Here is a 16498-nt window from a genome sequence, read left to right as displayed (position 1 = left end):
CTTACTTCTTGTCGCCAGCCGGCTTGGCGGCAGCCTTGGCAGGCTTGGCGGCGGCAGCCTTGTTCGCCTCGGCCTCAGCCTCGGCAGCAGCGTCTTCCGCAGCATCGGCGGCGCTTTCCTTGACCACATTCACCGTGACCACCGGGATGTCGTGATCCTCACCCAGCTGCAGCGCCGGCAACTCGACGTTGGCCGGCAACTTCAGGTCGGACAGATGGATGATGTCGCCAGCCTGGAGCGCGCCCAGATCCAGATCGATGAACTCGGGCAGATGCTTCGGCAGGCAGGAGATTTCCACTTCGGTCAGGTTGTGCGAGATCACCACGCCCGACGTCTTGCCGGCCGTCGACGTTTCCTGGTTGAGGAAGTGCAGCGGCACGTTGACGCGGAGCTTGGCGTTCTCGTCGATGCGCAGGAAATCCATGTGCATCATCAGTTGCTTGAACGGATGCTTCTGCCAGTCACGCACCAGCACCTTCTGCACCTTGCCATCGACGTTGAGATCGAGGATCGAGGAGAAGAACCACTCGTGCTTGGCGGCAAGCAGGATGGTGTTGTGTTCGATCTGGATGCTTTCCGGAGCCTGACCGGCGCCGTAGACAACGGCAGGCACGAAAGCGGCACGACGCAGGCGGCGGCTCGCACCTTTCCCCTCGTCCTTGCGGCTTTGCGCCTTGATTTCATGAGTCTTGGACATGTTGTTACTACCTTGGTTTTTTAAGAACCGCCTCGCGGCAGTTGCGTGACTTTTCCGCGACCAGAAAAGCCGGTGGTGCCGGACGGCCGAGCCGCCACGGCGAAAATCAATGGATCAATCCACGTACAGCGAACTCACCGACTCGCCAAAGGCGATGCGGCGAATGGTTTCGGCCAGCAGCTCGGCGACCGAGAGCTGGCGGATCTTGGCGCAGGCCTGCACTTCCGGGCGCAGCGGCAAGGTGTTGGTGACCACCAGCTGGTCGAGCTGGGAGCCTTCGATGTTGCTGATCGCCGCGCCCGACAGCACCGGGTGCACGCAGTAGGCAACCACCTTGCGGGCGCCGCGCTCCTTCAGGGCCGCAGCCGCCGCACACAGCGTGCCGGCGGTGTCGACGATGTCGTCGACCATCACGCAGGTCTTGCCGTCCACGTCGCCGATGATGTTCATCACGGTGGAAACGTTCGCGCGCGGACGGCGCTTGTCGATGATCGCCAGGTCCGCGTCGTCCAGCCGCTTGGCGATCGCGCGCGCGCGCACCACGCCGCCCACGTCCGGGCTGACCACGATCAGGTCGTCCATGCTGTGGTTGCGCCAGATGTCGGCCAACAGCACCGGCGAGGCGTACACGTTGTCGACCGGAATGTCGAAGAAGCCCTGGATCTGGTCGGCATGCAGGTCGACCGTCAGCACCCGGTCGACGCCCGCCGCGCCGATCATCCGCGCGGCCAGCTTGGCGGTAATCGGCACCCGCGCCGAGCGCGGCCGGCGATCCTGCCGGGCGTAGCCGAAGTACGGGATCACCGCGGTGACGCTGGCGGCGGAGGCGCGCTTCAACGCATCGGTCAGCGCCAGCAGCTCGAACAGGTTGACCGCGCTCGGCGCGCCGGTCGGCTGGATCACGAACACTTCCTGGCGGCGTACGTTCTCCTCGATCTCGATCTGCACTTCGCCGTCGCTGAACGTGCCGACCAGTGCCTTGCCCAACGGCACGCCCAGGCGATGGGCGACATCCTCCGCCAACGCACGATGGGCGTTACCGGTAAACAGCATCATCGGGGTGGACGTGTCCACGGTGTTACCTCGAAACGGAAGCCATCATGAAATGGCTGGGGCGGCAGGATTCGAACCTGCGTATGCGGGAATCAAAATCCCGTGCCTTAACCAGCTTGGCGACGCCCCAGTAATTTGTGTGTTCGTTCGTGCATGTATCTGTTCGAGCCTGCTTCCGTGCTTCGTCGGCAACCGCGACCATCAGGTTGCCTGCGTCGCCTCGCGGTGACGCACCAGCGCATCCTGCAAGGGTGAAACATCGACACCCGTGGCGACCTGCGCCGTGAATGCCGCCGGGCATTGCGCGGCAATTGCCGCTGCCCGCGCGAACGACCTCATTTCCAGGAAAACGCAACCACCGCTGCCGGAGAGCCGCGCCTGACCGAAACCACCAAGCCAGTCCAGCGCCGCGGCCACCCGCGGATGTCGCGCGCGAACCACCGATGCAAAGGCGTTCTCGGTCGTTTCGCCGGAAACAAAGGATGAAATTGTCGCCCGCGGGGCATTGCGTGTCAATTCAGGCGCTTGAAAGAGCGCCGCGGTCGGTACCGGCTCGTGCGGGTCCAGCACCACATAATGACGCGACGGCAGGGCCAGCGGGCTGAGCTGCTCACCAATGCCCTCGGCCCAGGCCGAACGGCCGCGCACGAACACCGGCACGTCGGCACCCAGCTGGCGTCCCAGTTCGGCCAGCACATCCTGATCCAGATCCAGCCGCCACAGCAGATTCAGCGCCACCAGCACGGTTGCCGCATCGGAACTGCCGCCGCCCAACCCGCCGCCCATCGGAATGCGTTTTTCCACCTCGATATCCACGCCCGCCGTCACGCCGGCGTATCGCTGCAACAGCCTAGCGGCGCGTACGGCCAGATCGTCCTGCGCGGGCACGCCCGGGACTTCGCGCACACGCCGTATCTCGCCATCAATACGCCGGCGCAGGCGGATCTCATCGCCCCAGTCCAGCAAGCGAAACACCGTCTGCAGCTCGTGGTAGCCATCGGCACGCCGACCGGTAATGCGCAGGAACAGGTTCAGCTTGGCCGGCGCTGGCCACACCGTCCACGCGTCGTTGGCCGGTGGCGCCAGCGCTCGGCTCATGAACACGCGCAGGCGGTCGGGAAAGCCGTTCTCGCGATCGCGCTGGCGCGCCAGCGCAAATGCCGGCCCACCCTTGTCGACCGTCACAAAGCCATGTTGCGCATAGAAAGGTGCGTTCCAGCGCACATCGGCCAGGGTGCCCAGGTCAACCCGCCGATAACCGGCGGCACGCGCCCATTCACAGGCATGTTCCAGCAATGCCGCCCCGACGCCGCGCCGACCGTACTGCGGCAAGACGTCGATCTCGGCGATGCCGATGGCGTCGCCGACAAGCTCGGTATCCAGCCAGACAAACCCCACCGGCGCGCCTGTTTCACTCAGGGCCACCCACACCAGCCCACGATTTATCGCCCGCAGCAACAAGTCCGGCGGGATCGACAGCGCCGAATAGCTCGCCCATGCGGGATGCCCGCGGAACAGCTGCACGGCCTGACGCTCGATCGCGCACAAGGCGTCGACCTGGCTCGGGTCTGCACGTTCGATCGGGAGTGACATCGCGATTCCGGAGTTGCGCAACAGCGGCGCGGCCAGCAGGGGCGCAAAGCCTAACCCAACCGGGTTGCCAGCGGCGCTACCGGAATTGCCAGGATTCGATCGACAACTTCACCTTGTACGGCGATTTCCCCGCGTACACCCTGGTCGGCAACGGTGGCGCGCGGACGGCATCCCATTGGGGATATTCGACCGTCCAGCCGTCCTGCTGCAGCGTCGAGGGCAGCCGATTCGCGCCGAAACTCAATTCGGCCGGGCCACTGTCGGCGCGCAAGCCGAGCACCCAGGCGCGCAGATCGCCCAGCGGAACCTCCCAGCCGAGCGCCTTGCGCATCAGCGCGGCCGCATCGGGACCGCGCAACGGCCCCTCGCGCAAGCCCTCCAGCAAGGCGCCATCCGGGCCGCCGCTGAGGCGGAAATCCATGCCGCTGATCGCCGGCCCGCGCAGCACGAATTCGTACCGCTCACCGTCCTGGGTCCAGCTGAAGCTGCCGCTGCCGCCGTCCTTGCCGTTCGATACGCCGAGCCGGCCCTGCAGCACCCAGTGATCGGCACCGGCGAGCGCGTGCTCGCGCTCGACCTGCGCCTTCATCAGGCTGGCGTCGCCCTTCACGCGCACGATTTGCGGCGCGCACGCCGTCAGCAGCAAGGCCAGGCCGGCAGCGAGCAAACGCGCCACTGGCCTCATGGGCGCAGGCGCCTCAAGGTGTCCTGCAGACTGCTGCTGTGCGGATCGAGCTTGCGCACTTCGTCGAAGACTTGCTGCGCATCCTTGCGGCGGCCCTGTTTCCACAGCACTTCGCCCAGATGCACGCCGACATCGGCGTCCTTGCGCGCCACCCACGCGCCACGCAGGATCTTGGCGGCCTGGTCCAGGTGACCCATGCGATATTGCAACCAGCCCCAGGAGTCGGCGATGGCCGGGTCGTCCGGTTTGGCGACGCGCGCAGCATGGATCAGCCGCTCGGCCTCGGGCAGGTCGCGGTTGGCATCGGCCAGGGTGAAACCCAGCGCGTTGCTGGCATCGACGTCGCCGGGCTTGATCTTCAGGAGGTGTTCGAAATCCTTTACCGCCAGGTCGACCTGGCCGGCTTCCGCGTACGTCAGGCCGCGGCTGTAGAGCAGGCCCGGGTCATCCGGCACGACCTGCAGGGCGCGGCTGAACGCCTTCTCGGCTTTCGCATACTGCTGCTCGCGCAGATACAACTCGGCATCGGCCTGCCAGGCCTGCCGCAACTGCGCGGGCTGATCCAGATAGTCCAGCTGCAATTGCTCCAGCAGTCGATGGGCGTCGGCACGCTTGCCCTGCTCGTGCAGGATCAGCGCGCTGCGCAGGTCGGCGTCGAAGGCGTGCTCGTCGCTGTCGCCCACCTGGTTGTACCAGGCAAGCGCCTCGGCATTGCGATGCTGCATCTCGGCCAGCTGACCGAGCAGGTAGGCGCTGTGTTCACGCACGTCTGGCGCTGCCTTCTGCAACTCCAGGTACAGCGCCGAGAGCGCCTTTTCATCCTTGTTGTGGGCCGCCAATCCCGCCCGCATGGCATAGATATCGGCATTCTGCGGGCCGTGCTCGAGCAGGCGGGCGGCGGCGGCGTAGTTGCCCTCCTCGCTGAGCATGCCGGCGTAGGCCTGCCGCAGGTGGGTGTTCTTCGGCTGCCTGGCCAGCGCCTTCTGCAGCAACGCGCGGGCGCCCTGCCGGTCGCCGTCCTTGAACTTCATCTGCGCCGCCCACGCGTAGGTCTCGGCACTCTTGAAACGTTGCGCCGCTGCATCGGCGATCTGCATGGCGTACGCATGGCGACCCAACTTGTCGCCCAGCTCGCTCATCGCCAGCCATGCCTGCGCATCGCCGGGCAGCCGATCGGGCGTGGCCAGCGCTTCCAGCAATCGCGCCGCCTGGGCCTGGTCGCGCGCGGTCAGCAGCACGCGGCCGAACTGGCGCCAGGCGTCCTTGTCGCCGCTGCCGATCAACTGCTCCAGCTGATGCCGCGCTTCATCGGCATCGCCGCGATCCAGTGCCAGTTCGGCCCGCGCCTGCGCCATCGCTGCCGGCTTGGCACCCAGCGCCTGCCAGCGATCCAGCGCACGCCGGGCGGCATCGTGATCGTGCACGGCAATGGCGAGGGTGGCGGCGCGCTCGGCCACGTCGGGATCGTTGCTGAGCAGCATGGCCTTGCTGAAATGGTCCGACGCAGCTTTCAGGTCGGTTTGACCGAGCGCCATCTCGCCGGCCAGCAACTGCGCCAGCGCGTCGTGATCGGCGTCGGGCGTGGCCACCACCAGGTGCGCCAGCGGTTGCGGCGTACGGGCGGCTTTCGGCGCCGATCGTGAAGGCGCAACGGCGCAGGCGCACAGGCCAAGCGCCAATAGCGCGACTGCCGTAAAATGCCGCAGTTGCTTGAACTTGCCTGCCCCGCTACCCACACTACTGCCCATCCACATGTCTGTTCCGGCCGCACTGGTCATCGCATGGCGACGTTGCGCCAAGCTTAGCCTACGCCGCCGGGTCGCCGCCGCCGAGATGTCACCGCCACCATGCCGCTGATCGCCCTCGGGCTCAATCACCTTACCGCGCCGGTCAGCCTGCGCGAGCAGGTGGCGTTCGACGCGGACGCCGCCGGCGAGGCCTTGCTCGAACTGACCCGCGAACCCGGCGTGGAAGAGGCGATGATCCTGTCCACCTGCAACCGCACCGAACTGTACGTCGGCGTGGCGGCTGGTGCCGAGGAGATCCCGCAGGCTTGGCTGAGTCGTCATCATCGTCTGACCCCCGGCAAGCTGGACGAGTTCCTGTATCGGCACGATGAAGACGCCGCCGTGCGGCACATATTCCGCGTCGCCACCGGACTCGACTCGATGGTGCTGGGCGAGCCGCAGATCCTCGGCCAGGTGAAGGACGCCTACCAGCAGGCATGCGGCGCGCAATCGCTGAAGGCACCGCTGGACCGCCTGCTGCAGCACACTTTCGCGGTGGCCAAGCGCGTGCGCACGGATACCCGCATCGGTGCGCACACGGTCTCGGTCGCGTTCACCGCGGTGCGCCTTGCCGAGCAGGTATTCGCCGACCTCAAGCAGGCCTGTGTGTTGTTGATCGGGGCCGGCGACACCATCGAGCTGGCCGCACGCCACCTCGCCGAAAAACAGGCGCGCCGGATCATCGTCGCCAACCGCACGCCGGAAACCGCGCAGGAGCTGGCCGGCCGCCACGGCGGTTACGCGATCGCCCTGGCCGACCTGCCGCAGCACCTGGCCGATGCCGACATCGTGATTTCCTCCACCGCCGCACGGCACCCGATCGTGACCCGCGCGATGGTCGAGCAGGCCATGACGACGCGTCGGCGCAAGCCGATGTTCATGGTCGACATCGCGGTGCCACGCGACATCGAAGCCGGCGTCGGCGAACTGCCGGACGTCTATCTCTACGGCATCGACGACCTGCGTCAGGTGATCGACGACAACCGCCGCTCGCGCGCCGCCGCCGCGCAGGACGCCGAGGCGATCATCGATCTGCAGGTCGACCGCTACATGGCCTGGCGCCGCGCGCTGACCCTGAAGAACCCCGCCGTCGACATGCGCCAGCACGCCGAGGTCTACCGCGACGAAGTGCTGCTCAAGGCCCGCGCGATGCTCGCCCACGGCAAGTCGCCGGACGAGGCGCTGGCGTTCCTTGCCAACACGCTGACCAACAAGCTGCTGCACCATCCCAGCGCGCGCCTGCGCGAAGCAGCGCTCTCCGGCGATCTCGACCTGTTGCACGCCGCCGGCCGGCTGTACGGGCTGGATCAGGAAGTGAGTGGAGAGGAGTGAGATGAGAGAAAGCCGTATCACGCCACTCTCGTTTCTCACTCCTCGCCACTCACTCCTCTATCCATGACTCCTTCGATCCGCCGCAAGCTCGAGGCACTGGCCGAGCGCCACCAGGAAATCGGCCTGCTGCTGTCGCAGCCCGACGTACATGCCGACAACGCCCGCTTCCGCGAGCTGTCGCAGGAATACGCCCAGCTCGAACCGGTGACCGTGTCGCTGCGCGAACACGACCGGGCCGAGCGCGAGCTGGCCGAAACCCGCGCGATGCTGGACGATCCCGACCTGCGCGAGATGGCTGGCGACGACGTGCGCCGGCTGGAACAGCGCCTGCTCGACCTCGACGACGAACTGCAGCTCCTGCTGCTGCCGAAGGACCCGCGCGACGAGGCCAATCTCTTCCTCGAAATACGCGCCGGCACCGGCGGCGACGAGGCGGCGATCTTCGCCGGCGACCTGCTGCGCATGTACCTGCGCTACGCCGAAAGCCGCCGCTGGCACGTCGAGGTGCTGAGCGAACACGCCGGCGAACACGGCGGCTACAAGGAAGTCGTGGCGCGCATCGAGGGCAAGGGCGCGTACTCGCGGCTGAAGTTCGAATCCGGCACGCATCGCGTGCAGCGCGTGCCGGAAACCGAGTCGCAAGGGCGCATCCATACCTCGGCGGCGACCGTGGCGATCCTGCCGGAACTGGACGAGATCGACGAGATCGAGATCAACCCCGCGGATCTGAAAACCGATACTTTCCGCGCCTCCGGTGCCGGCGGCCAGCACGTCAACAAGACCGATTCGGCGATCCGCATCACCCACCTGCCCACCGGCACCGTGGTGGAATGCCAGGAAGAGCGCAGCCAGCACAAGAACCGCGCCCGCGCGATGAGCCTGTTGAAGGCGCGCCTGCTCGATGCCGAGCGCAGCAAGCAGAACGCCGAGCAATCCGAGGCGCGCCGCCTGCAGGTCGGTTCCGGCGATCGCAGCCAGCGCATCCGCACCTACAACTATCCGCAAGGCCGGATCACCGACCACCGCATCAACCTCACCCTGTACCGCTTGCCGGAAATCATGCAGGGCGACATGGCTGAACTGATCGACACGCTGACCCGCGAGCACCAGGTCGACCAGCTGCAGGCGCTCGGCGGCGTCTGAACCTCGCCGTCACGGCGTGCCGGGTTAATCTGCAAGCCACCTTTCGACACACTCCCCCTGTCGTCATTCCGGCGAAGGCCGGAATGACGGATCGAGGGGTTTCGAGGCTATAGATCTGGAGGTTCGGAGATCCACATGAGCAAGCACTACCGCAAGGCAATGGAGGAACTGCAGCTTGAACTGATCCGCCTCCAGCGCGGACTACGCGGCAGCGGCAAGCGCCTGCTGGTGATCTTCGAAGGCCGCGACGCCGCCGGCAAGGGCGGCGTCATCAAAGCGATCACCGAGAGCCTGGACACCCGCGGCTACCGCATCGTGGCCCTGCCCAAACCGAGCGAGAGCGAAGCCAGCCAGTGGTACTTCCAGCGCTACGTCGCCCACCTGCCCTGCGCCGGCGAATTCGTGCTGTTCGATCGCAGCTGGTACAACCGCGCGGTGGTGGAACCGGCGATGGGCTTCTGCAGCGGCACGCAATACGAAGCCTTCCTCGACGCCGTGCCGGCCTTCGAGAAACTGCTCGCCGACGACGGCATCATCCTCATCAAGTACTGGCTGGCGGTGGATCAGGCCGAGCAGGAGCAGCGCTTCGCCGAGCGCGCCGACGATCCGCTGAAACGCTGGAAACTCTCGCCGGTGGACCTGGTCGCGCGGCAGAAGTACACCGAGATGGGCCGGCTGCGCGACGTGATGATCGAACGCACGCAGCGCGACCACGCGCCGTGGTTCGTGGTCGACTTCAACGACCAGAAGCGCGGCCGGATCAACCTGATCCGGCACCTGCTGCAACAACTGCCGATGCAAGACGAGGCAGTCCCCAAGGTGAAACTGCCGAAGCTCAAGGGCAAGCCGAAATCCGAACACGTCACCGACAAGGCGTTGTGGGTACCGGATACGTTCTGATCTTCAACCGGCGTGAAAACCGTGCAGCTTCTGCTCCGGCATGTCCTCGCGCATGACCGCGTCGACCCGCGCCGCCGGCGGCCCCTGCTGCAACCAGCGCTCGAGTGCATCGAGCGCATCCGGCGCGCCGCCGGCCAGCACTTCGACGCAACCGTCCGGTCGATTCCTCGCATGACCGGCGAGCCCGAGCGCCAGCGCCTGCTCGCGGGTGCTGGCGCGAAAGAACACGCCCTGCACCCGGCCGCTGACGATGAAGCGCACGGTCGGCATCAGCGATAGCCCGTCACGGCTGGCCGATCGCCGCACCCAACGAGGCGGCGGTGACCGGGCCGATGAAGCGCTTGGCCACCTTGCCGTCCGGTCCGATCAGATAAGTCGTCGGCAAGCCGCGCGGCTCGTCGAAATCCTTCAGCGGCTTGTCCAGCGTGACCTGGGCGATCGGATACACCACCGGATGCTTCGCCACGAACGCCTTGATGTCGGCCAGCTCGCTGTCGTCGTAGGCCAGGCCGATCGCGCTGACATTCTTGTGGCTGGCGACGAAACGCGAGATGTCCGGCATCTCCTTGATGCACGGCACACACCAGGTCGCCCAGAAATTCACGATCACCCATTTGCCGTGCTGCGCGGCCAGGTCGAAGGTCTTGCCGTCCAGCGTGGTGACGTGCAGTGCCGGCGTGGCCGGCATCGCCGCGTGCGTCGGTGCGGCCAGCACGAGCGCCATGGCCAGCAAGGCAGCGCGGGAAAGGGATGGAAACACGGTCATGCGGGCAGTTCCTCGGTATCGGCCGCTGGATTGTCGGCCACGGGATAGATCTGGTCGAGCCGCACGCCCAGCTTCGCTTCCAGCACGGCGGCCAACTCGGCCAATGTCGCCAGCAACTCCGGCGGCAGTTCGATCCCCAACGCCGCGGCCTCCTGCACGGGTTGCAACGGCAAGGGGTAGTCGATATGCCGATACACGCGCAGCAGGTTGGTGCAGTCCAGGCTGCGACAGAGCAGCCAGCCGCCGGCCTCGCCGCGCTGGATCATGTCCGCCTCGCGCAGATCGTCGAAATAGGCCGCGATCAGCGCACTGCGCAGATACGGTTCCTTCAGCCGCACGTCGGCCGGATCCACGCAGCCACCTGTCCGCTGGGCCTCGACGAAATACCGCAGCACCACCAGCAGCCCGAGGAACTCGGCGCCTTCGGGCAGCGTCTGCATCGGCGCGTGGTATTCGAAGGCGGACGCCGAAGCGGCGATCGACGCGGCCAGGATCACGATCACCCACGACAGGTAGATCCACAGCAGGAAGATCGGGATCGCCGCCAGCACGCCGTAGATCTGCTGATAGCTCTGCGCGTGCTGCACGAACACGGTGAAACCCCAGCGCGCGATCTCGAACAGCACCGCCCCCAGCAGTGCGCCGATCGCCGCATCGCGCCGCGACACCTTGCAATTGGGGATCACCGAATACATCAGCCACAGCGTGAAAAACGTCACCACGAACGGCAGCACCGTCAGCAGGCTCTGGCCGATGCCACCGAACTGGCCGGCGGCACCACGCAGCAACGGCGCGGCCGTGACATACGACGTCACCGCGATGCCGCCGACCACCAGGATCGGCCCCAGCGTCAGCGCCGCCCAGTACAACAGCAGGCGCGAACCCCAGCTGCGCGGCTGGTGCACGCGCCAGATCCGGTTCAACCGGTCCTCGATGCTGATCATCATCGACAGCGCACTGAACAACATCACCAGGATGCTGATGCCGGTGAGCTTGCTGGCATTGGCGGCGAACCCCAGCATGGTGTTCTGCACCGCCTCGCCCGCCGACGGCACGAAATTGTTGAACACGAAATTGACCAGCGTGTCGCGCGCCGGCTGGAACATCGGAAACACCGAGAACATCGCGAACACCGCGACCGTCAGCGGCACCAGCGAAACCAGCGTGGTGTAGGACAGCGCACCCGCCGTCTCGAAGCACTTGTCGTCGACGAAGCGCTGCCAGATGAAGCGGCTGAAGCTCTTCGTGCGTTCGCGGTTGAAGCGCCGGATCATCGTTGTCCTTTCGCTGGTGGCCCGGGCGGACCACCAACATCGTGGGTACCGGCCGGTACACTAGCGTATTGGCTGTGAATGCCTCAAACGCACGAGTCGACGCCACATGAATCACGAGATCCTGGTCCTGTACTACAGCCGCAGCGGCCACACCTCCCAGCTGGCGCGCCTGATCGCCCGCGGCATCGAGGAAGTGCCCGGCATGCGCGCGCGCCTGCGCCAGGTGCCGCCGGTGGCGCCGGTGACCGAAATCGCGCAGCCACCCGAGCCCGAGGACGGCGCGCCGTACGTGCAGAAGCAGGACCTGCTCGACTGCGTCGGCCTCGCCATGGGCAGCCCCACCCGCTTCGGCAACATGGCCGCGCCGCTGAAACATTTCCTCGACACCACCGGCGCCGAATGGGCCAGTGGCACGCTGGTAGGCAAGCCGGCGGCGCTGTTCACCTCCACCAGCACCATGCACGGCGGCCAGGAATCCACCCTGCTCTCGATGGCGCTGCCACTGCTGCATCACGGCATGCTGATCGTGGGCCTGCCCTACACCGAGCCGGCACTCACCACCACGCAAACCGGCGGCACGCCCTACGGCCTCAGCCACGTCGCCGGCGCCAAGGGCGACAACCCGATCAGCGAGCACGAACGCGAACTGGCCCGCGCACTCGGCCGCCGCCTGGCCGACGTGGCCCGCCGCCTGGCGGACACGCCATGACCGCCGCCACGCGCGCGCCCATCCTTCCCGTCTATCGCGTCGGCCTGGCCGCCTGGGCCTTGCTCGTCGTGCTGCAACTCGTCTGGCACGCCTGGCTGGTGCCGCCGCAGAGCATGCCGCTGACCCTGCTGCTGGCGATCACCGTCATCCCGCTGCTGCTGCCCCTGTTCGCCATCCGCGACGTGCGCCGCGCCCTGCTCTGGGTCGGCATCCTCAGCCTGTTCTACTTCAGCCACGGCGTGTCCGAGGCATGGAGCTCGGCGGGCGAGCGCTGGCTGGCGATCGCGGAGATCGTGCTGACCGTGCTGCTGATCGCGGCGCTGGGCGCCGGGGTGAAGCGGCGGCCGCCGGCCACGCCGCCAACGCGCGATTGATCGGCGGCATCACACCTGACCATTGATAAGTGAATCTGACCTCGTTCGGTGTTAGCTGCAGACGTCATTGAGGATGTTGCTGTAGTACTTGATGGAACGCGTATAGAGCTTGAAGTCATCGAACCCAATCGCCTCGGGCTTGTTTGGGGCAGTGCATATTTGCGCGTACTCGGCAAAATGCTGGATGTCATTCTGGGTCAGTGCTGCGAAGGCCACAGCCGCCTTTTTTTGCGTCTTGTCAGCGACATGGGTGCCAGCAACGCGTACTTGTCTGTAGTACTCGAAAAGCCGAAATTCCGCAGGTGAGGTGAGCTTCGCTTGCTCTGGCTTTGGCAGGTTATGTGCGAGCCGGCGCAACGGCGCCAAGGTTTTGCCACCAACTGAATTCACCCACTGAGTATCAGTGGCTGGGTTCGCGGTGCGGTAGTGCCGAATGCAGCCCTTTACCATTTTGTCAAACAGCGAATGGGTCACTAACAGATAGGATGTGCACGCAATTGACCGCATTTCCGCAAAATTGTAACTGCCGTGTGGAATGCCATTTGCCTTGTACAGGAGCTTTAGAAAGTCATTGACCTGAGCGTTCATCGCCGCTGCGCTCTTCTCGAGGTAGTTTGCAGACAATTCTTGGAGCTGAATGCAGGCGTCCTGGGCCCCAAGCTCTTTGTACATGGACCGAATGGGTGCAATCAAAGGCTTTGACGTTGAATAGCCGGGATGCGGTACAGAACTATCCATAAGATGTCTAACACCATGTAAATTTCAAAATGCAGTCTAATCCCCAACCTATCCCGTACCACTACTCGGACACTGCAACGGCAATCAAGATGAATCAATAACTTGAGTCGTTTCCACACGCACGATCACGGCGCGAACGCCTTACACGAAACACCCCACCTCACCCAAACACCACCATGCTCTGCCGGCTCAACGCCACCGGCTCCCCACGCGGCCCCCACAGCATCACGCTCTGGTTGGTATAGCCGTCGCGGGCAGCGATCAGTTCGGCGTCGACGCGCCAGTCGTCCAGGCCGAGGTCGTTGTAGCGGTCGCGCAGCAGTTCGAGCATCCAGGTGAGCGAGCTGCCGGGGGTGGGCACGGCGAACATCGACAGGGCGATCGGCGGGATGAAGTCGGCGTAGGCGAGCACGTGGGTTTCGTCGACGGGGCCTTCGTCGCGCAGGGAAAGCTGCAGCACGCTGTCGCGCTGGTGGCCGCCGCCGAATGGCAGGTCGCCGCGCAGCCAGCGCGCGCGGAAGTGCTGGGTGAAGGCGGGCAAGCGGCCTTCCACATAGGCCACCTCCTGCACGGTCGCGCTTGCCACGGGCGCCTGCACGGGCTGGATATGCAGTGCCGAGGGGCGTGCGCTGCCGAATACGCCGAGCAGCCGGCACAGCGTCTGCGCGCCATCGCACAGGCTGGCCTCGACCTGGATCGCGCTGCGGCCTTCGCGCAGGCGCTGCGAGAGGATGGTCACGCGACCGGCCGGCACCGGCGCGATGAAGGTGACCTGCAGGCTGCGCAGCGGCATGTCCGCCGGCACCTGTTCGCGCATCGCGCGCAGGGCGAGCGCCGCCTGCAACCCGCCGAACGCGCTGCGTCCCTGCAGCCAGTCTTCGCTCACCGTGGCCTGCCAGTGATCGCCGTGGCGCGTGACTGTCTGCATCGCTTCGGAAAATCGCATGGGTGGCGCCTGCGCCGGGGAGTGGCTTTCGATGATGCCAGCGCCACGCGCCGAATGCCCGCATGCCTATACTCGACACCTCGACTCTGGACGGAGCGTGCCATGGCCTTCCTGCAGAATCCGCCGCAACTGCCGCACCCGTATCGCAGCGACCGCGCGCTGCTGGCCCTGCTCGATCGCGCGCTGCCGGCCGAGCGCCGCGCGGCGCTGGATGCCGACCTCGATGCGCTGGGCGACTACGCGCAGATGGCGTGGCAGCGCGCATGCACCACGACGCGGCGCAAGCCGGTGCTGACGCAGTGGGACGCCTGGGGACAACGGGTGGATCGCATCGAGTTGACGCCGGCGTGGCAGGAAGGCGCGGCGATGACGACGCGACATGCGGTGCTGGCCGCCGGCCACGGCGACAGCGCGCACGGGCGGCTGGAGGAATTCGCCCGCGTCTACCTGTACCACCTCGCCAGCGAGTTCTACACCTGCCCGCTGGCGATGACCGACGGCGCCGCCACCGCGATCAAGGCCTCCGGCAACCGCGAACTGATCGAGCGCGTGCTGCCGCGTTTCCTCAGCTGCGACCCGGCCACGTTCTGGCTCAGCGGCCAGTGGATGACCGAGACCGCCGGCGGCTCCGATGTCGGCCACACCGAAACCGTCGCGCGGCAGGATGCCGCCGGGCAATGGCGCCTGTACGGGCGCAAATGGTTCAGCTCGGCGGTGGTCGGCGAGGCGGCGCTGGCGCTGGCGCGGCCCGAAGGCGCGGCGGCCGCGGGCACCGCGGCGCTGGCGCTGTTCTACGTCGAGACGATGGACGGCGCGCGACGCAAGCCGGAACTGATAATCGACCGATTGAAGGACAAGCTCGGCACGCAGGAATTGCCCACCGCGGAAATCCACCTCGACGGCCTGCCCGCCTGGCCGCTGGGCGAGCTTGCCAACGGCGTGCGCCAGGTGGCGCCGATGCTCAACGTCACGCGCACCTGGAACGCGGTCTGCGCGGTCGCCAGCATGGCCCGCGCGATCGCCCTGGCGCGCGACTTCGCCGGGCGCCGGCGCGCGTTTGGCCGTCCATTGATCGAGCAGCCGCTGCACGCGCAGACGCTGGCCGACATGCAGGCCGAGTTCGAGGGCGCGTTCGCGCTGGCGTTCGAGATTGCGCACCTGCTGGGCCGGGTCGAGCACGGCGCGGCGCAGCCGCATGAGGCCGCGCTGCTGCGGCTGCTCACGCCGCTGGCCAAGCTGTGGACCGGCAAGCTGGCGGTGCAGATGTGCTCGGAGGCGCTGGAATGCTTCGGCGGTGCCGGCTACATCGAGGACACCGGCCTGCCGCAGTTGCTGCGCGACGCGCAGGTGTATGCGATCTGGGAAGGCACCACCAACGTGCTGTCGCTGGACAGCCTGCGCGCGCTGGCCGGCGACAGCCTCGGCGCGTTGCGCACGGCCTGCGCGAGCTGGCTGGACGGCAACGACGACATGCACGCGGCCAGCGCGATCCGGCAGACGCTGGATGCCGCGGCGCGCTGGCTCGACCAGCATGCGGCCGCGCGCGACACGCTGGAAGCCGGTGCGCGCGGCCTCGCCTTCACCCTGGCGCGCTGCGCCGCGGCCGCGCTGCTGGCGCGCCAGGCCACCTGGTCGAGCCGCCACGGCGACCGACGCCCGGCCGCGGCGCGGCACCGCTTCGTCGCGCTCGGCCTCGACCGGCTGGTCGCGCCGGACGCCGACAACACCGCCCTGCTGCTGGGATAAACGGCTCCTGGCGTAGGAGCCCGCTCGCGGGCGATGCTTTTGTCACACATCGGAAGAGCATCGCCCGCGAGCGGGCTCCTGCGGGCACGCATGTGCCGGCACGGGCTAAAATGCCGGAACTCTCTCCACGGCCCACCGACATGCAGCACCTGACCATCGTCACCACCGGCGGCACCATCGACAAGATCTACTTCGACGACAAGTCGGACTACAAGATCGGTGCGCCGCAGATCGGCGACATCCTCGGCCAGCTCGGCGTGGCGTTCCAGTTCGACGTGATCCCGATCCTGCGCAAGGACAGCCTGCACATGGGCGCCGAGGACCGCGCACTGGTGCGCTCGACGATCGAGGCGCAGCCGCACCGCCACGTGCTGGTCACCCACGGCACCGACACCATGGTCGAGACCGCGCGCGAGCTGGCCAGCATCAAGGGCAAGGTGATCGTGCTGACCGGCGCGCTGAACCCGGCGCGCTTCCAGGGCTCCGACGCGGTGTTCAACATCGGCTGCGCGGTGGCCGCGGTGCAGACCCTGCCGGACGGCGTCTACATCGCCATGAACGGCCGCGTGTGGGATCCGGCCAAGGTGCGCAAGAACCGCGACGCCAACCGCTTCGAGGAAGCCGCCGGCTGAGTCATTCGCAAGGCACCGGGGCGCCTGCGTCGGGCCGATAAAAAAAACCCGGCCGAAGCCGGGTTTTTTTACTGGAACCGTCCCGGGACCGCGCCGGCTGCCCGGCGCGGTCCCGTCGCCGAC

The 16498-nt window shown here is 66.7% G+C and carries 17 protein-coding genes and 1 tRNA gene; 7 read left to right on the top strand and 11 right to left on the bottom strand.

What is annotated here, in order from left to right; all coding sequences use genetic code 11:
- Window position 1 precedes the first annotated feature (1 nt).
- From CIW53_RS03950 to CIW53_RS03925, 6 genes are all read right to left on the bottom strand, one after another.
- Entirely contained in the window at window positions 2-697 is a 696-nt protein-coding gene (locus CIW53_RS03950) for a 50S ribosomal protein L25/general stress protein Ctc (RefSeq protein ID WP_149363377.1), read from the bottom strand.
- 114 nt (window positions 698-811) lie between these two features.
- Complete coding sequence (locus tag CIW53_RS03945) at window positions 812-1753, bottom strand: ribose-phosphate diphosphokinase (protein ID WP_172969579.1); 942 nt, start codon at window positions 1751-1753, stop codon at window positions 812-814.
- Window positions 1754-1803: 50 nt separating this feature from the next.
- Window positions 1804-1880: transfer RNA gene (locus CIW53_RS03940), tRNA-Gln, on the bottom strand.
- Window positions 1881-1951: 71 nt separating this feature from the next.
- Window positions 1952-3343 carry a 4-(cytidine 5'-diphospho)-2-C-methyl-D-erythritol kinase gene (gene ispE, locus CIW53_RS03935; protein ID WP_149363376.1) on the bottom strand — a complete coding sequence of 464 codons (1392 nt, stop codon included), beginning with the start codon at window positions 3341-3343 and terminating at the stop codon, window positions 1952-1954.
- 76 nt (window positions 3344-3419) lie between these two features.
- Window positions 3420-4028 carry a lipoprotein insertase outer membrane protein LolB gene (lolB, locus tag CIW53_RS03930; protein ID WP_149363375.1) on the bottom strand — a complete coding sequence of 203 codons (609 nt, stop codon included), beginning with the start codon at window positions 4026-4028 and terminating at the stop codon, window positions 3420-3422.
- The gene (locus tag CIW53_RS03925) at window positions 4025-5782 is read right to left on the bottom strand and encodes a tetratricopeptide repeat protein (RefSeq protein WP_149363374.1); all 1758 of its coding nucleotides are present in this window, start codon (window positions 5780-5782) and stop codon (window positions 4025-4027) included. Before CIW53_RS03925 ends, lolB begins: the two co-directional genes overlap by 4 nt.
- Window positions 5783-5875: 93 nt before the next feature.
- Here CIW53_RS03925 and hemA point away from each other — a divergent pair, with 93 nt between their 5' ends.
- From hemA to ppk2, 3 genes are all read left to right on the top strand, one after another.
- Complete coding sequence (hemA, locus tag CIW53_RS03920) at window positions 5876-7147, top strand: glutamyl-tRNA reductase (RefSeq protein ID WP_149363373.1); 1272 nt, start codon at window positions 5876-5878, stop codon at window positions 7145-7147.
- A gap of 63 nt (window positions 7148-7210) precedes the next feature.
- A complete protein-coding gene (prfA, locus tag CIW53_RS03915; RefSeq protein WP_149363372.1) occupies window positions 7211-8290 on the top strand; it encodes a peptide chain release factor 1 in 1080 nt (359 codons plus the stop codon).
- A gap of 135 nt (window positions 8291-8425) precedes the next feature.
- Entirely contained in the window at window positions 8426-9190 is a 765-nt protein-coding gene (gene ppk2, locus CIW53_RS03910; protein ID WP_149363371.1) for a polyphosphate kinase 2, read from the top strand.
- 3 nt (window positions 9191-9193) lie between these two features.
- On the opposite strand, the gene CIW53_RS03905 is transcribed toward ppk2, so the two are convergent.
- The 3 genes from CIW53_RS03905 to CIW53_RS03895 are packed head-to-tail and all read right to left on the bottom strand — an operon-like array spanning window position 9194 to window position 11230.
- Window positions 9194-9460, bottom strand: coding sequence for an acylphosphatase (locus CIW53_RS03905; protein ID WP_149363370.1), 267 nt, complete (start codon window positions 9458-9460; stop codon window positions 9194-9196).
- Window positions 9461-9473: 13 nt separating this feature from the next.
- Window positions 9474-9956, bottom strand: a complete 483-nt coding sequence (locus CIW53_RS03900) for a TlpA disulfide reductase family protein (RefSeq protein WP_149363369.1) — start codon at window positions 9954-9956, stop codon at window positions 9474-9476.
- Window positions 9953-11230: a YihY family inner membrane protein gene (locus CIW53_RS03895; protein ID WP_149363368.1), complete on the bottom strand. Its 1278-nt coding sequence runs from the start codon at window positions 11228-11230 to the stop codon at window positions 9953-9955. Before CIW53_RS03895 ends, CIW53_RS03900 begins: the two co-directional genes overlap by 4 nt.
- A 106-nt stretch (window positions 11231-11336) precedes the next feature.
- On the opposite strand from CIW53_RS03895, the gene wrbA reads away from it, so the two are divergent.
- A complete protein-coding gene (gene wrbA / locus CIW53_RS03890; RefSeq protein WP_149363367.1) occupies window positions 11337-11939 on the top strand; it encodes an NAD(P)H:quinone oxidoreductase in 603 nt (200 codons plus the stop codon).
- A complete protein-coding gene (locus CIW53_RS03885; protein ID WP_149363366.1) occupies window positions 11936-12313 on the top strand; it encodes a DUF2069 domain-containing protein in 378 nt (125 codons plus the stop codon). Before wrbA ends, CIW53_RS03885 begins: the two co-directional genes overlap by 4 nt.
- 51 nt (window positions 12314-12364) lie before the next feature.
- Here the strand turns inward: CIW53_RS03885 and CIW53_RS03880 are convergent, their stop codons facing one another.
- Together CIW53_RS03880 and CIW53_RS03875 are read right to left on the bottom strand one after the other, a co-directional pair.
- Window positions 12365-12985 (bottom strand): hypothetical protein, encoded by a 621-nt coding sequence (locus CIW53_RS03880; RefSeq protein WP_149363365.1) that lies wholly within the window; start codon window positions 12983-12985, stop codon window positions 12365-12367.
- 226 nt (window positions 12986-13211) lie between these two features.
- Window positions 13212-13997: a thioesterase family protein gene (locus CIW53_RS03875; protein ID WP_149363364.1), complete on the bottom strand. Its 786-nt coding sequence runs from the start codon at window positions 13995-13997 to the stop codon at window positions 13212-13214.
- Window positions 13998-14099: 102 nt separating this feature from the next.
- On the opposite strand from CIW53_RS03875, the gene CIW53_RS03870 reads away from it, so the two are divergent.
- Window positions 14100-15743, top strand: a complete 1644-nt coding sequence (locus CIW53_RS03870; RefSeq protein WP_149363363.1) for an acyl-CoA dehydrogenase family protein — start codon at window positions 14100-14102, stop codon at window positions 15741-15743.
- A 140-nt stretch (window positions 15744-15883) separates the two neighbouring features.
- On the top strand, window positions 15884-16375 hold the full coding sequence (locus tag CIW53_RS03865) for an asparaginase domain-containing protein (RefSeq protein ID WP_149363362.1): 492 nt from the start codon (window positions 15884-15886) through the stop codon (window positions 16373-16375).
- Window positions 16376-16498 lie beyond the last annotated feature (123 nt).

Source organism: Rhodanobacter sp. T12-5, assembly GCF_008329435.1.
In the GTDB taxonomy this organism is placed as follows: domain Bacteria; phylum Pseudomonadota; class Gammaproteobacteria; order Xanthomonadales; family Rhodanobacteraceae; genus Rhodanobacter.
This window is presented reverse-complemented; position numbering and strand designations above follow the sequence as displayed.

Coding starts and splice junctions, on each gene's coding strand:
- CIW53_RS03945 (WP_172969579.1), bottom strand. CDS start 1,753: ATGATGCTGTTTACCGGTAACGCCCATCGTGCGTTGGCGGAGGATGTC.
- CIW53_RS03870 (WP_149363363.1), top strand. CDS start 14,100: ATGGCCTTCCTGCAGAATCCGCCGCAACTGCCGCACCCGTATCGCAGC.
- ispE (WP_149363376.1), bottom strand. CDS start 3,343: ATGTCACTCCCGATCGAACGTGCAGACCCGAGCCAGGTCGACGCCTTG.
- prfA (WP_149363372.1), top strand. CDS start 7,211: ATGACTCCTTCGATCCGCCGCAAGCTCGAGGCACTGGCCGAGCGCCAC.
- CIW53_RS03895 (WP_149363368.1), bottom strand. CDS start 11,230: ATGATCCGGCGCTTCAACCGCGAACGCACGAAGAGCTTCAGCCGCTTC.
- CIW53_RS03865 (WP_149363362.1), top strand. CDS start 15,884: ATGCAGCACCTGACCATCGTCACCACCGGCGGCACCATCGACAAGATC.
- CIW53_RS03925 (WP_149363374.1), bottom strand. CDS start 5,782: ATGTGGATGGGCAGTAGTGTGGGTAGCGGGGCAGGCAAGTTCAAGCAA.
- CIW53_RS03905 (WP_149363370.1), bottom strand. CDS start 9,460: ATGCCGACCGTGCGCTTCATCGTCAGCGGCCGGGTGCAGGGCGTGTTC.
- ppk2 (WP_149363371.1), top strand. CDS start 8,426: ATGAGCAAGCACTACCGCAAGGCAATGGAGGAACTGCAGCTTGAACTG.
- wrbA (WP_149363367.1), top strand. CDS start 11,337: ATGAATCACGAGATCCTGGTCCTGTACTACAGCCGCAGCGGCCACACC.
- hemA (WP_149363373.1), top strand. CDS start 5,876: ATGCCGCTGATCGCCCTCGGGCTCAATCACCTTACCGCGCCGGTCAGC.
- CIW53_RS03875 (WP_149363364.1), bottom strand. CDS start 13,997: ATGCGATTTTCCGAAGCGATGCAGACAGTCACGCGCCACGGCGATCAC.
- CIW53_RS03900 (WP_149363369.1), bottom strand. CDS start 9,956: ATGACCGTGTTTCCATCCCTTTCCCGCGCTGCCTTGCTGGCCATGGCG.
- CIW53_RS03885 (WP_149363366.1), top strand. CDS start 11,936: ATGACCGCCGCCACGCGCGCGCCCATCCTTCCCGTCTATCGCGTCGGC.
- lolB (WP_149363375.1), bottom strand. CDS start 4,028: ATGAGGCCAGTGGCGCGTTTGCTCGCTGCCGGCCTGGCCTTGCTGCTG.
- CIW53_RS03880 (WP_149363365.1), bottom strand. CDS start 12,985: ATGTACAAAGAGCTTGGGGCCCAGGACGCCTGCATTCAGCTCCAAGAA.
- CIW53_RS03950 (WP_149363377.1), bottom strand. CDS start 697: ATGTCCAAGACTCATGAAATCAAGGCGCAAAGCCGCAAGGACGAGGGG.